The following is a 14,229-nucleotide window of genomic DNA, read 5'->3' as shown; positions in this document are numbered from 1 at the left end:
TGACGCCTCGGATCGCCTCAAGAGCAACTTTCGTCTTGTACTGACTGGTGAAGCTTTTGCGCTTCCGTTCACTCATTGCCTGCTCCTTTTTATCGCAGGCACCATCTTAAACTATTGTCCTGAAATTGGGGTCCACTATAGGGTATGGGCTCGGCTCCCCCTTCTGCTTCAACCGAGTACCAGACACTCCGCTCGGGCGCCCCCTCCAGGTATCTGCCACCATTGAAGGGGTCTCCATCCCACCATTCACCATTAAGGGTGAATATTCCACCATTGAAATCACCGGTCACTGCGTCGGCATCCCAGAGGAAGGAGTAGAGATCCCCTGTTACCGCGGTGCTGGGTGCGACAAGCGGCAGATCAAAAAGAGCCCCGTCGGGAACCCCTTTCACGAAGAGTCCGGCAGAAATTTCTGTCATCATCAGCCAGTTGATCGGATCAGGGTTGCTGATTATGTATCTCCAGACAACTGATGAACCTGCCGGAGCGGCAAGATCGGCCGCGGGCACCTGAAAACTCCACTGGTTCGAACGGTCAGTCACCACAGCTGAATACGCCGCGGTTGCATCGGCTGCAAATTCCAGGAAAGTGCCGCCACCCAGGGGATCTCCTGCGTACCAGTCGGCGCTGAGACTGAAAATGCCGCTGTTGCTGAGTCCAAAGGGGGCATCGGTATCCAGCGTGAGTGCGTAGAGGCCGCGGATTCCATCATAGGGGACGGTGACGGAGGCAGATGGCGGCAGAACCGGCAAGTCAAACAATGATCCGTCCGGTGTGGCCTTCTGAAACACCCCGGCACTCAAGCCTGTCGTCATCAGCCAATTTGTGCTGTCGTTGTTGGTGATGGTGTAGCCCCACCCGATCGTGGAACCTGCAGTTCCGGAGATATCGCCGCCTGTCGGCACCGTCGAAAAGCTATACGTGAACGCTTCAGCCGCCACCGCCCACGCTGCGAAACTCAGCATCATGGCCAGCGCATGGAAAAGACGTCTCATAACCTTGCTCCCCGTCAAATCCTTGGAATTAGCCTCAGGGCATAATGCTCTGCACAACCGAGTAGGTGAAACCGGTGCCCACGGCATCCTGGACGCTCCCGCTCTCGGTAATTGAGAACCGGGTAACCGTAAAGGGGACCGACAAGGTGAACCTGATCATCGCAGAGGCTCCGACGTCCAGGCTGCCGACGGTAATTGGCACTGCTGGGCTGCTTACAGCCACAGTCCCGCTCCCAGAGAGGGTTCGCGGGACGAGCTGCTTTATCGTGACGCTACGGGCATGGCCCGTGCCGGTGTTCGTCAGCTTCAAATCCACCGACATGGTCTTATGAGTCGCCGTCTGGGATACCACCGCTTTGGCCACTATGGCGCCGGAAAGACGCGGCTGACCCAAAATAAGAACCGTCGTGGCCTGTCCGGAATTGTTGGCGGACACCGGATCAGTTTCGGTGGCGACTGCTGTTGCGGCATTGGTTATGGTTGCCGGTGCAGTCGGTTTGACTGTGAGGGAAACGGTAGTGGTCTCGCCGGCGGCCATCGTACCGAGGTCACAGACAACCGTCCCCCCGCTGGCGCCGCAGATACCCTTACCGGAGAGGACGCTGACATAGGAGAGTCCGGCGGGAAGGATGTCGGTCACTGTAACGCCGGTGGCCGGATCGGGGCCCGCATTGGTCACGCTGATGCCGTAAGTCAGGTTATTGCCCAGAAGATACGTGGCGGGGGTGGTTTTTATCACCGAGAGATCGGCGGCTGGTGGGGCGGGTACACCATGAAACGCGACAACATCGGCCGGTTGCAATTGGGGATGACGCTGTGACCCGTCGTAGGCCAACTCCCAGGTTCCCGAGGTCCTGTCGTGCTCCAGGATATCCTCGTCGTCAAAAGTAATCCCGCCGATGGTACCGCTGCCGTCGAACGAGAGAAGCAGACGCCCGTTAGGCAGGAGTTGCGCGCCGTCGAGATTGAGCCCCCCGGTGACGCCAGCGCTCCTGCCGCTGAAGAAAATGCTCCACGTGCTTCCGTTAAAGCTCAGCATATCCGAGGGTATCGCTGTAACGCCCCCAACCGAGACGGCCGTGTCAAAGGAAAGAAGCAGGGTGCCGTTGCCGTCAACGGCTACGGCGTCAGTCATGGCGCCGGCAGGGATCCCCCTGGCGGCAGCGTCGAAATGCTTCACGAATTCACTCCCGTCAAAGCGAACCACGTCGCCGGGGCGGGTAACGCCCGCGCCCGGAAGGTCCACGGCAGTGTCGAAAGAAAGGAGCCGCGCACCTGAGGGGAGTCTTGCATGAGCGATGATTCTGGTCCCCATGGGAAGGGACGCGACGGGAATAGGCGTAAGCGAGCCGGTGGTGAGGTTTTCATCAATCAACCTTCCGGCGGCCACAGTGCCCCCATCGGTGTCGAAAGTGATGTCGGGAGAAAAGCTCATGCTCTCCAGGCGTGTGGCCGCTTCTGCTGCTGAAGCGATCAGACATAGGGCTGCCAACGAAACAAGCAGGCGCTTTGTCGCGGAATAGAACATGGTTCACCTCCTTGAGCGCCATTGGCTATTACGGGCATACCGTACCGTTGCAGACATTAGTTCCGATCTTTACACCACCCACAACCTGGGATCCATCGTTGTTGTTGTGAAAGAGCACGTTGTCACCGTAACCGCCGCCCACTATATAAATACCGTATGAAGCATTGTTTGACACACTGTTACCTATTACTAAACTACTGTTTGCATAAATTCCTATGTTATGGTTCCAATCAACACTATTTCCAGCAATAGTGCCTCTAGCATTAATTCCAATGTTGCTATTACTCATTACTGAGTTATTAACAATTATACCTTCTCCGTGAATTCCATTTCCATTATGATCAGAAGTATTATATTTGACAATTGATCCAGCGCCAGTGATTATTCCGGCAGAAGAGTTTGATGTTGCATGTATTTTTTGGACAAGTCCATTTGAACCTAATGCCACACCGTAGCTCATTCCCCTTACAAAACCATTGAAAACACTAACATGTGAGACCTGCCCAGAAATCCCATTGCCAAAATGCGGCGGATTACAAACCAAGGGGACCCCAACACAGATTGTCGGGCCAGATATGGCAAACCCGTTCAAATCAATGGTGACATTTTCGACTATAATATTAATTCCGTGAGTATTTGCTGCCCCGGTCGTAAGATTACCCGTCAACCGATAACTACCCGGCTGGCTTATGGTTACGGGAAATCCGGGATCATCGCCCGGGGTCACCCCGCCAGCCAGCGCCCTGGCCTGATTGATCTCGATCACCCCATCCACCGCCCAGACATTCACTGCCAAACCCACGCTCAGAACCACCATCGCTACCAGATGAGCCGTCATTATTTTGATCTTTCCGTACATGGCCCGCTCCCCCTTTTGTCCCTGACGGCATGGAACCGAAAGGGATTGAATCCGTCCTTTGGAAGTAAACCGAACCGCTCTGACGCCTGTTCAAGCCTGCTATTTCCCCTGAGTCGTCTGACTGCTCTTAAGATCCTGCTTGTATTTGTCCGTCATCTGCTTGAGCCGGTCGAAAAGCAGACTGGGGGTCAAGCCGAAAATTGCGGCGATGAGAATCCCTCCCAGATTCTTTGAAAGGTTGAATACCTCCTTGAGAGTAGGAATTGACCCGGCCGTTCCTCCCGTTGTGGGAACACCGCTTCCTGACGCCTGTTCAGGCTGCCTCACCGGGAGAGATAAAGTCTTCCGCTCAGACTTCCCGACGGCATCCTTTACCTCGACAGTAAAGGTAAAGATCTGGCCTTTCCTTGGCGCTCCCTTCAGTTCACCGGTATTCTTGTCCAGCTCCAGACCGCTCCCCTGCAACGAATCTCCAACCACACTCCAGGTATAGGCCGGTTTGCCGCCAAGGGCCTGCAATCTCTTGGAGTAACTCTCTCCCGCCGTGGCGGCGGGTAACGGCGAAGTGGTATCGACGGCAAGCCTGGACAATTTTTCCGGCAACGGTTTTATGGTAAGGGCAAAAACGTTTTCAGCCGTGGCGCCGGAGCTGTCAGTAACACGCAGGGCAAATCTGGCGCTGCCGCTGTTGGTTGGCGTCCCGCTCAGTGCACCGCTGCTCTCAAGCCCCAGACCGTCCGGCATCCCATTCAGGGCGTTGGCGCTCATGGCCCAGGTATAGGGCTTCGTGCCGCCCCGGGCCTCCAACGGTTGCAAGTATCGCTCGGCAACGGTGGCATCCCGCAGTTGTTGGGGAGTGACTATTGCCAGGGGCTCAGACTGGAGCGGCCCCAATATCTGTCCGGCGTATGGAAGCATTGCGATGAGGACAACGCCCCCAAGGGCCGTCAAGCCGCTGAATACCGGCACAGTAACCAGACCGGCGGCCGAGAGGCCGTAATCATAGAATCCGGTCTTGTTCTCGCTCTCGCTCCCCAAGCGGCTTCCCAGACCAATTGCCGCCCCCACCATATAGAAAACCGAAGCCGCGATAACCGACCCTCTGGACGCATTCTCGACAAGGGCGAGTATCAGCAGCACGTAGACCGTGAGGGATGTGAAAAACAGCGTCGCCATCAGACGGTTTCGCGCGAGAATAAGCCCGTTCCACCGGGCCTCGCGATATTCGTTGATGGAAGCGCGCACGGACCGGAGCACTGACCGTGCCTCGGCGTTGAGCGGAGAATTCGATGGAGGAGAAGCAGTGGCGGTCACTTTATCTTTGACTGCCAGCGAAAAGCACTTCGTAACCGATAAGTCGTTACTGTCCGTGACCCTTACCTGGAATACGAAGTCGTGAGGTTTCGGCGTATTGCCGTTCAACACTCCCGTTCTGTTGTCAAGCTGAAGGCCGGCTGCCTTCAATTCTACCACCTTGGAGTCACTGATCACTTCCCACATATAGGGTGGCGTTCCACCGGTTGCCTGGAGCAACTGGGAAAAGTCGGTATTGATCTGCTGCACAGGCAATTGCGAGGGGGTGCTTATTGCCAGGGTCGGGGCAACCATTACTGTTTTTTTCAGAAACTGCCTGGCACCGGAATCGATGACGCATACCGCATTTCGCAATTTTTCCAGCAGTTCATCACGTTGTTTTGGGTCCATATCGGAACCCTCAAGTCGCAACTCATCACGAATCGCACCTTCCACAACCTTTTCCTGGGGCAGGACTTCTATCAAGGCCTCCTCGGCACTGTACAGACGTCCCCACACATTCATGTACCCCGTCCCCAGCACCCACGGAGGTCCGGACTTCTTGATTGTCTTGTCAATTTCATCGACCTGGCACTGAATTTCCATGCAGACGGTTGCTGTCTTCGCATTTCCACATTTACTCGGGTCGCTCAAGACCTCCGAGCAGAGGATATGGTGTGCCGATTTGACCTGGCAAAGGCGCCTCCCGAATTCGCCCGCGCTACTGGGCACGGCGCTCGCAAAGTCGGCACAACGACTGCAGATAAAGGCCGCCACGAACCACCCCCATACCGCGATGACCGATCCCCAGAACAAGGTGAACGTTCCTCCAGACTGGCAACGCGCAGGGACGGCCCACCCAAGACCAAGTGTGATCACAGTGGTCATGACCAGCGTCACGGGAAGCAGCGTGCCTGTGGCGATCAGCGCTCCAAAATATCTGCGCATTTCATCTTCATTCAATACTGCCAACATAAGAATAACGATCAAATAAGCCAGTATGGCGATGACAACCGGAATTAGATACTGCTGGAAGATGACGGCAGCACCAGAGCTGCCGGCAAATACAGCCACTAGGCAGACAAAGCTCGCCAGAGGTGAAAGCGTTAAGCCGATCTTGGGGATATTCGACCTATTGTTGCCTTCGCCGGTTTCTTCACAGGTATCATTTGTTTCTGAGGACGAATCCATGTGCGTACACCTCGCCGTGATTATGGCAAGTTACTCGGGCAGAGATAAAGTGATGGTTGGGACAGGGGAGTAGAGGCCAACGAAAAGGAGGGGGCGGGCTCGGGAGGAAATATCTGGCAAGGGCGGAAAGGACGTGTTGCATGGCGGACTCCTTCCACGGAGCATGCGGCCGGGCTACTTTTCCTAAGTACCTGTAATCAATCGATGTTAGCAAATTTTAGCCTCGTCTAATCCTCTGTCAAGCTGCTCCATAAAATAATTTTATTGGTACCCGACATCCCTTGCCGACAATAAAACGGTGAAATGGTACATTATCACCATGATCCCACCCCCCGACCTGATCCACGACCCCATCCCGAAGCTCCTCACCCGGCTCGCCGTGCCGGTGGGGACCGGCTTTTTCTTCAACACCATGTTCAACGTGGTGGATACCTTCTACGGGGGGCTCATCTCCACCCAGGCACTGGCGGCGCTCTCCCTCTCCTTTCCCCTCTTTTTCATCATCCTGGCGATTGGTGCCGGCACCTCCATGGGGTCCACGGCCCTCATCGGCCACGCCATGGGAAGCGGTCGGCGGGAGGATGCGGAGTTGTATGCGGCCCAGGCCATATCCTTCGGCATCTTCCACGCCCTCCTCCTGACGGTGGGTGGGCTCGCGGCGTCGCCGGCCATATTCCGGCTCATGGGGGCTTCCGGCGGGTATCTGGAGCTGGCCCTCGCCTATATGAACGTTATCGTGGCCGGCTCCGTTTTCTTCGTCGGCAACTACGTCCTCAACTCCATGCTCAACGCCTCGGGGGATACGAAGAGTTTCCGCAACTTCCTGGTGACGGGATTCTTCCTGAACCTGGTCCTGGACCCCTGGTTCATGTACGGGGGGTTCGGCGTGCCGGCCATGGGGATACGGGGGATCTCCCTGGCCACGGTGATGATCCAGGCTTTGGGGAACATCTACCTCCTGGGGCGCGTGCGACGGACGGGGCTTCTGTCGGGACGGTCATTGCGACTCCTGAGGCCGCGGCGGGAGCCGTTCCGGCGGCTCTTCGGCCAGGGGGTTCCGGCGAGCCTCAACATGCTGACCGTGTCCCTGGGCATCTTCGTCATCACCTGGTTCGCGGGGCGGTTCGGCAAGGAGGCGGTGGCGGCCTACGGCATCGGCACCCGCATCGAGCAGATCGTGCTCCTGCCGGCCATGGGGCTGAACGTGGCGGTGCTGTCCCTGGCAGCCCAGAATTTCGGGGCGGGAAAGCTGGCCCGGGTGCGGGAGACCCTCTCCCGGGCGGTGCGGGCGGGGCTCCTCATGATGGCGGGGGGAACGGTGCTGGTCTTCGTGGCGGCCGAGCCCCTGGTGCGGCTCTTTACCGCCGATCCGCTGGTGGTCGCCCACGGGGTGACCTTTCTCCGGGTGGAGGCCCTGGTGCTTGGGGCCTACACGATCCTCTACGTGAACAATTCGGCCCTGCAGGGGCTCCAGCGGCCGGCCTTCGCCCTCTGGATCGGGCTCTTCCGCCAGATCCTGTTGCCGGTGCCGGTCTTCTGGCTCCTGGCCGTGGGGCTCGGATGGGGGCTCCCGGGCATCTGGTGGGGGGTCTTTCTCGTCACCTGGAGCGCGGCAGCGGTGTCGCTCCTCTATACCCGCCGGGTGCTGCGGCTGGTGACCGAAGAGGCCGATGCGGCGATCATGCAGAACGGCGGCAACGGGCCCGCCCCTTGACTCCGGGCCGGTTCCCGCTACCCTTTACCCATGCCCGAATCGATCCTCGCCACCTTTTCCGTCAGACGTCTGGAGATCATCGCCCCAGACGGGTCAGCCGACGAACCCCTCGTCCCGGACCTCTCGGGGGACGAACTGCGGCGCATCTACTACCTCCTTCTCCTCACCCGCACCTACGACGGCCGCGCCCTGGCCCTCCAGCGGGAGGGGCGGATCGGCACCTACCCGTCGGTCCTGGGGCAGGAGGCGGCCCAGGTGGGGAGCGCCTTCGCCATCCATGAAGGGGACTGGGTCTTCCCTTCCTTCCGGGAGATGGGGGTGCACCTCACCCTCGGCTATCCTGCCCACCAGCTTTTTCAGTACTGGGGAGGGGACGAGCGGGGACTCCGCACCCCCGACGGCATGAACATCTTCCCCATCTGCGTCTCCGTGGGGACCCACATCCCCCACGCGGCCGGGGCGGCCCTGGCCGCAAAACTTCGAGGGGACCGGATCGCCGTAATCGCCTATTTCGGCGACGGCGGCACCTCCAAGGGGGATTTCCACGAGGGGTTCAACCTGGCGGGGGTCCTGGGGCTCCCGACGGTCTTCATCTGCCAGAACAACCAGTGGGCCATCTCGGTTCCCCTTTCGGCCCAGACCGCCTCCCAGTCCCTTGCCCAGAAGGCACTGGCCTACGGCTTTGACGGCCTCCAGGTGGACGGCAACGACGTCCTGGCCGTCTACCGGGCCACCCGGGAGGCCCTGGAGAAGGCCCGAAGCGGCGCCGGACCCACCTTCATCGAATGCCTTACCTACCGGATGTCCGACCACACCACCTCCGATGACGCGAGCCGGTACCGCTCCCCCGAGGAAACGGAAAAATGGCGGGAGAGGGACCCGATCCTGCGCTACGAGCGGTTCCTGGCGAAGCGGGGGCTCTGGAACGAGGACTACGCCGCCGAGATGAAGGGAAAGGCGGAAGGGGAGATCGACGAGGCGGTTCGGCGCTACGAAGCGGTGCCGCCGCCGGCGCCGGGGGAGATGTTCGATTTCGTGAGCGGGGAGTTGTCGGCAAGACAGCGGCAGCAGCGGGAAACACGTTCCTGAATAACACGGAGAGACGGAGGACACGGAGGAAAATCAAGAAGTTATCCTTAAACAACAATCTGAGCCATTTCTCCTTCTTGGTTGCAAAACAAGTAAGTTCATTGGGTTGACTGCTCCGTGCTCTCCGTCTCTCCGTGTTATTCGAATTGTCTTTGGATGAAAGGTGTTAATTCACGATGCCCCAAATGAACATGGTCCAAGCCATAAACCTCGCCCTCCGGGAGGAGATGGCCCGGGATGACCGGGTGGTGGTCCTCGGAGAGGACGTGGGGAGGGACGGCGGGGTCTTCCGGGTGACGGAGGGACTCTTTGACCAGTTCGGCCCGGAGAGGGTCATCGACACCCCCCTCGCGGAGTCGGCCATCGTCGGCGCGGCGGTGGGGATGGCGGCCTACGGGCTTCGGCCCGTGGCGGAGATCCAGTTCATGGGGTTCATCTACCCCGCCTTCGACCAGCTTTTCGCCCATGCCGCCCGCATCCGCACCCGCTCCCGGGGGCGCTTCACTGCGCCGCTCGTGGTCCGCACCCCCTACGGCGCCGGCATCAAGGCGCCGGAGCTCCACGAGGAGAGCACCGAGGCCTTTTTCTGCCACATGCCCGGGGTGAAGGTGGTGGTCCCCTCGGGGCCATACAGCGCCAAGGGGCTCCTCACCGCCGCCATCCGCGACCCGGACCCGGTCCTCTTCCTGGAGCCGACCCGCCTTTACCGGATGGTGAAGGAGGAGGTGCCGGAGAGTGAGTACACCCTTCCCCTGGGGAAGGCCCGCATTGCCCGGCCGGGGAACGCTGTCACGGTAGTTGCCTGGGGGAGCATGCTCCAGCGGGTCATGAAGTCCATTGAGGGGTACGACGCCGAGGTGATCGACCCCATGACCCTCTCTCCCTTTGACTGGGAGACGCTCCTGGCCTCGGTACGGAAGACAGGCCGGCTGGTAGTGGTCCACGAGGCCCCCCTCACCTGCGGCCTCGGCGCCGAGATAGCCGCCACCGTGGCCCAGGAGGCGATTCTCCATCTCCGGGGACCGGTCATCCGCGTGACCGGTCCCAACGTGCCAGTTCCCCTGGCGAAGCTCATCGACCACTACCTGCCGTCGCCGGAGCGGATCCAGGCGGCGCTGGACGAGGTGCTGCAGTATTAAACCTGGAAACAGCAATTGGAATAACACGGAGCAACGGAGCACACGGAGAAAACCCTGAATCCATTGCTTTACCAAAGCATACGCACGGTTTTCACTGCATCTTGAATGGATAGGTTTTGATTTCTCCGTTGCTCCGTTGCTCCGTGTTATTAATGACTTTTTCAAATCGACAGGAGAAACCCATGCCCTTCGACTTCAAACTCCCCGATCTCGGTGAAGGGACCACCGAAGCCGAGCTGAGAAAGTGGCTCGTGAAGGAGGGCGACGCCGTCCGAGAGCACCAGCCCGTGGCCGAGGTGGAAACCGACAAGGCGGTGGTGGAGGTACCTTCCCCCCGCGGCGGACGGGTCGGCCGACTGACACGGCACGAGGGTGAGACGGTGGCGGTGGGGGAGACGCTTCTCACTATTGTTGAGGAAGGCGAGGTGACACCGGAGCGGCCCAAGTCGGTGGGGATCGTGGGAGAACTTCCTGAAGTGGAGGAGGAGCACGAGATCATCGCCACCCCCCTGGTGAGGAAACTGGCCCGTGAGCAGGGGATCGACCTGTCCACGGTCCGGGGGAGCGGCCCCCGGGGGAGCATCACACCTGACGACCTTCAGAAGGTTTCCCCCGCACCAGCCCAGCCCACGCAGAGCTTCGGCCCGGTAGAGCTGGTTCCCCTGCGGGGGGTGCGGCGCGCCATCGCCCGGAACGTCATCGCCTCCCAGCGGAACACCGCCTTCGTCACCGGCATGGAGGAGGCGGACATCACCGAGCTCTGGGAACTTCGGCAGCGGGAGCAGGGGGCCGTGGAATCACGGGGCGCCCACCTCACCTTCCTCCCCTTCTTCATGAAGGCGGTCCAGCACGCCCTGCGGGAGCACCCCTACCTGAACGCGGCCATCGACGACACGGCCGAGACCATCGTCCTCAAGCGCCATTACCACTTCGGCATCGCCATGGAGACCCCCGACGGCCTCATGGTGCCGGTTATCCGCGACGTGGACAAAAAGAGCATCATCGAACTGGCGGCCGAGATCCAGGAACTGGGCAGGAAAGCCCGGGAACGGACCATTGCCCTCGACGAGCTGAAGGGGAGCTCCTTCACCCTCACCAACTACGGCCACTTCGGCGGCGTCTTCGCCACCCCCATCATCAACTGGCCCGACGTGGCCATCCTCGGCTTCGGCCGCATCAGCGAGCGCCCCTGGGTCCACCGTGGCCAGATCGCCATCCGTCGCATCCTCCCCCTCTCCCTCACCTTCGACCACCGGGTCACCGACGGAGCCGACGCGGCCCAGTTTCTTCAAAAGGTGGTCGCCTACCTGGAAGACCCGGCGCTCCTCTTCATCGAGAGCACCTGAGCGGCCCTCCCGAAACTGCGGTCACAGAACATCCTGCAAAGTCATCTTTACACCTACCGTCGATTTTTTTTACACAAACACCTGATTAATCCCCCCGTTTCTTCAAAAAACATATAAATGTTAGACAGTTAGTTTTTGGCATGTTTATTGTTGAAGTAATCGGTTGACCGCGCAACGCGCACATCCCAAAGGAGGAACCGATGAAACGAACCCTGACCTTGATCATTCTCGCATGCACCCTGATGATCGGCTCCGTGGCGCAAGCCGTGACACTGTCCTTGATCCCGCAAAACCAGACCATCGACCTTGGCAACACCGCCAGCTTCAGCCTGCTCCTGTCAGGGCTCGACCAGGGAATCGGTCTGGGCGGATTCGACATCGACGTCCAGTATGACCCGGCTATTCTTGACTACAACGACGACCTGGCCATAGTCGGCAATTATGTTGATTTCAGTTCCCATGTGCCGGGCACCCTCAATCTGCTGGGGTTAGCCCCCTCTTTTGTTACGCCAAGTGAGCTGGCGACCTTCTCCTTCACGGGCATTGCCCACGGAACAAGCATCGTGGATCTGTTCGTGAACGATCTCATTGGGGATATTATCCTTACCAATCCGGAAACCGGCGAAAATGAAATAGTTTCGTTCTTCATCACCGACATCGCCACTGAAGGCGCCGCTGTTAACGTCGTCCCCGAGCCGGGCACCCTGATTCTCCTTGGCGCCGGACTGGCCGGGCTTGCCGTCTGGCGGCGCAGGCACTCCTGAGAACGGGCGCCGGCTCCACCCCCTTTTGACTTTCCACCCTCCCGCGTTAAGCTTCATCCAGATATGACGTGTCGCCGCCCCGCCGGGGCGGCGGCACCCCACATTCCCGGCTTCTCCGGACCATCACAATGCTTCCCTGTATCTTTGCGCCACGAACCATTGCCCTCATCGGCGCCTCCGCCGACGAAGGTAAGCTGGCCGGCATCGTCCTGCGAAACCTCCGCCGGTTCCGGGGACGTCTCTACGCCGTCACGCCCAGGGGGGCAGGACTGGCTGGCCTCATGGTCTGTCGGTCTCCGGAGGAGCTCCCCGAGACGGTGGACCTGGCGGTGATCGTGCGGCCGGCACCGGAGATCCCCGGCCTCGTGCGCGCCCTGAAGGGAAAGGCCCGCTGCGCCGTCATCGTGAGCGCCGGCTTTGCCGAGGTGGGAGAAACATCCCTCCAGGAGGACGTGGCGGCCGCCGGCCGGGAGGCGGGGGTGCGGCTCCTTGGCCCCAACTGCCTCGGGGTTTTCAGTCCGGCCAGGCGGCTCGACACCTTCTTCCTCCCGACGGAGCGGCTCAGGCGGCCGAAACGGGGGGCCATGGCAGTAGTCTCGCAAAGCGGGGCGGTCCTCATCACCGTTATGGAAGCACTGGCCCGGCGCGGGATCGGCGTTTCCGCCGCGGTCAACTACGGAAATGCCGTCGACATCGACGCCCCGGAGATTTACGATCACCTGGCCGATGACCCTGATACGTCCGTGGTCATTGCGTACCTGGAGTCGGTGGGGGACGGTCGGCGTTTTATTGAGGCGGCCCGGCGCCTGGCGGGGCGGAAACCCCTCTTGATCCTCAAGGGGGGAAAGGGGAAAAGGGGCGGAAGCGCGGTCTTCTCCCACACGGGGAGGCTCGCCGGGCGCTACGACGTGTTCCACTCCATCCTGGCCCAGGCCGGGATCCGGGAGGCGGATGATTTCGACACCCTCATCGACACGGCCCACGCCCTCGCCTCCTGCCGCTCCGCCACGGGACGGCGGGTCTTCATCCTCACCAACGCCGGCGGGCCGGGGGTTCTGGCGGCGGACGCATGCGCCCGCCTGGGTCTCGACCTGCCGCCGCTGCCGGACGCGGTGCGGCACCGACTCCGTGAGGCGTTTCCCCCCTTCTATGCCATCGGCAACCCCACCGACCTGACCGGACAGGTGCGCGACGACGACTACCGGCGCGTCCTGGATGAGGTGGCCGACCTCTACGACGGTTTTATCGTCATCGCCCTCACGGGCGTGGCCGGGGTGACGCTGGAGCTTGGAGCAATCGTGGAGGATTTCCACCGCAGAAGCGGCAAGCCGGTCACCCTCTACGTGGAGCAGGGGGGGATCGCTGCCCGGCTCACCCGGCGGCTGGAACGGGCGGGGCTCCCGGCATTCCCTTCGCCTGAGCGGGCGGTGCAGGGGTTGGCAGCAATTCTCGACAGTGGCGAGGAGCAACGTTCAGGGCCTGAGAGAGGCGAGGAGAGAGGGAAGCCTGTTGCGGCGGCGGCACTGAAGCATTTCCTTGCCCGCCGGCCGGGGCTTAACCGGTTCATGGAACACGAGGTCAAGGAGCTTCTGGACGAGTTGGGTCTGGCAACACCACGCCGGTTCTTTGTTCCCTTCGGCGGGACCCTCCCCGGCGACCGTGGCCTCACCTTCCCCCTGGTGGCCAAGGTGGCCTCGACGCGCATCACCGGCAAGAGCGACGTTGGGGGTGTCCGGACCGGCATCCTCAGCCGGGAAGCGCTGCTGAAGACACTGGACGAGCTGGGGCGCATCGGCGGTGCGGAAGGGATCCTTCTGGAGGAGGAGGTCCCTCCCGGCGTGGAGGCCATTGTCGGCGGCATCGTGGACCCCAGCTTCGGGCCGGTGGTCATGGCGGGGCTCGGCGGGGTCATGACCGAGTTTCTCCACGACGTGGCCTTTTCCCTGGCTCCCGTAACCCACGGGGAGGCCCTCCGGCTCCTGGAGCGGACCAGGCTCGATACCCCCCTGGGCGGCTTCCGGGGAAGCCCCCCGGCGGATCGACATGCCTTGGCCGAGGTTATCGTCGCCGTATCGGAGATGATTGCCACTGAGCTTCTGGAAGAAATTGACCTGAACCCCGTTGTCGTCTACCCCCGTGGCGTCACTATCCTCGACGCGAAGCTGAAGCGGCGCAATCCCGCATCCTGAGCCCATCTGCCGTTCCCTCTCCCAGTTTTCCCTCCCCTTTTCGACATCCCCGTCAATCGCCATTTTTTGACCCACATCATAATTTTTTCGACGTGATGGGTGTAGGGTACAACCATCACGAA

At 60.6% G+C, this 14,229-nt stretch carries 10 protein-coding genes; 6 read left to right on the top strand and 4 right to left on the bottom strand.

What is annotated here, in order from left to right; all coding sequences use genetic code 11:
- Nucleotides 1-89: 89 nt before the first annotated feature.
- From RCH91_RS21360 to RCH91_RS21345, 4 genes are all read right to left on the bottom strand, one after another.
- Nucleotides 90-995, bottom strand: a complete 906-nt coding sequence (locus tag RCH91_RS21360) for a hypothetical protein (RefSeq protein WP_306537515.1) — start codon at nt 993-995, stop codon at nt 90-92.
- Between the two features lie 34 nt (nt 996-1,029).
- Nucleotides 1,030-2,523: a DUF11 domain-containing protein gene (locus RCH91_RS21355; RefSeq protein WP_306537513.1), complete on the bottom strand. Its 1,494-nt coding sequence runs from the start codon at nt 2,521-2,523 to the stop codon at nt 1,030-1,032.
- 28 nt (nt 2,524-2,551) lie between these two features.
- Nucleotides 2,552-3,382, bottom strand: coding sequence for a hypothetical protein (locus RCH91_RS21350; protein WP_306537511.1), 831 nt, complete (start codon nt 3,380-3,382; stop codon nt 2,552-2,554).
- A gap of 99 nt (nt 3,383-3,481) precedes the next feature.
- Nucleotides 3,482-5,866, bottom strand: a complete 2,385-nt coding sequence (locus RCH91_RS21345; RefSeq protein ID WP_306537509.1) for an Ig domain-containing protein — start codon at nt 5,864-5,866, stop codon at nt 3,482-3,484.
- A 319-nt stretch (nt 5,867-6,185) separates the two neighbouring features.
- On the opposite strand from RCH91_RS21345, the gene RCH91_RS21340 reads away from it, so the two are divergent.
- From RCH91_RS21340 to RCH91_RS21315, 6 genes are all read left to right on the top strand, one after another.
- Nucleotides 6,186-7,580: an MATE family efflux transporter gene (locus tag RCH91_RS21340; protein ID WP_373694422.1), complete on the top strand. Its 1,395-nt coding sequence runs from the start codon at nt 6,186-6,188 to the stop codon at nt 7,578-7,580.
- Between the two features lie 30 nt (nt 7,581-7,610).
- Complete coding sequence (pdhA, locus tag RCH91_RS21335; RefSeq protein ID WP_306537505.1) at nt 7,611-8,669, top strand: pyruvate dehydrogenase (acetyl-transferring) E1 component subunit alpha; 1,059 nt, start codon at nt 7,611-7,613, stop codon at nt 8,667-8,669.
- A gap of 176 nt (nt 8,670-8,845) precedes the next feature.
- The gene (locus RCH91_RS21330) at nt 8,846-9,808 is read left to right on the top strand and encodes an alpha-ketoacid dehydrogenase subunit beta (RefSeq protein ID WP_306537503.1); all 963 of its coding nucleotides are present in this window, start codon (nt 8,846-8,848) and stop codon (nt 9,806-9,808) included.
- Between the two features lie 182 nt (nt 9,809-9,990).
- Nucleotides 9,991-11,154 carry a dihydrolipoamide acetyltransferase family protein gene (locus tag RCH91_RS21325; RefSeq protein WP_306537501.1) on the top strand — a complete coding sequence of 388 codons (1,164 nt, stop codon included), beginning with the start codon at nt 9,991-9,993 and terminating at the stop codon, nt 11,152-11,154.
- A gap of 200 nt (nt 11,155-11,354) precedes the next feature.
- A complete protein-coding gene (locus RCH91_RS21320; RefSeq protein WP_306537499.1) occupies nt 11,355-11,918 on the top strand; it encodes a cohesin domain-containing protein in 564 nt (187 codons plus the stop codon).
- Nucleotides 11,919-12,046: 128 nt separating this feature from the next.
- Nucleotides 12,047-14,107, top strand: a complete 2,061-nt coding sequence (locus RCH91_RS21315; RefSeq protein ID WP_306537497.1) for an acetate--CoA ligase family protein — start codon at nt 12,047-12,049, stop codon at nt 14,105-14,107.
- The last annotated feature ends 122 nt before the right edge of the window (nt 14,108-14,229 follow it).

Source organism: Geobacter sp., from assembly GCF_030834625.1.
GTDB lineage: Bacteria > Desulfobacterota > Desulfuromonadia > Geobacterales > Geobacteraceae > Geobacter.
This window is presented reverse-complemented; position numbering and strand designations above follow the sequence as displayed.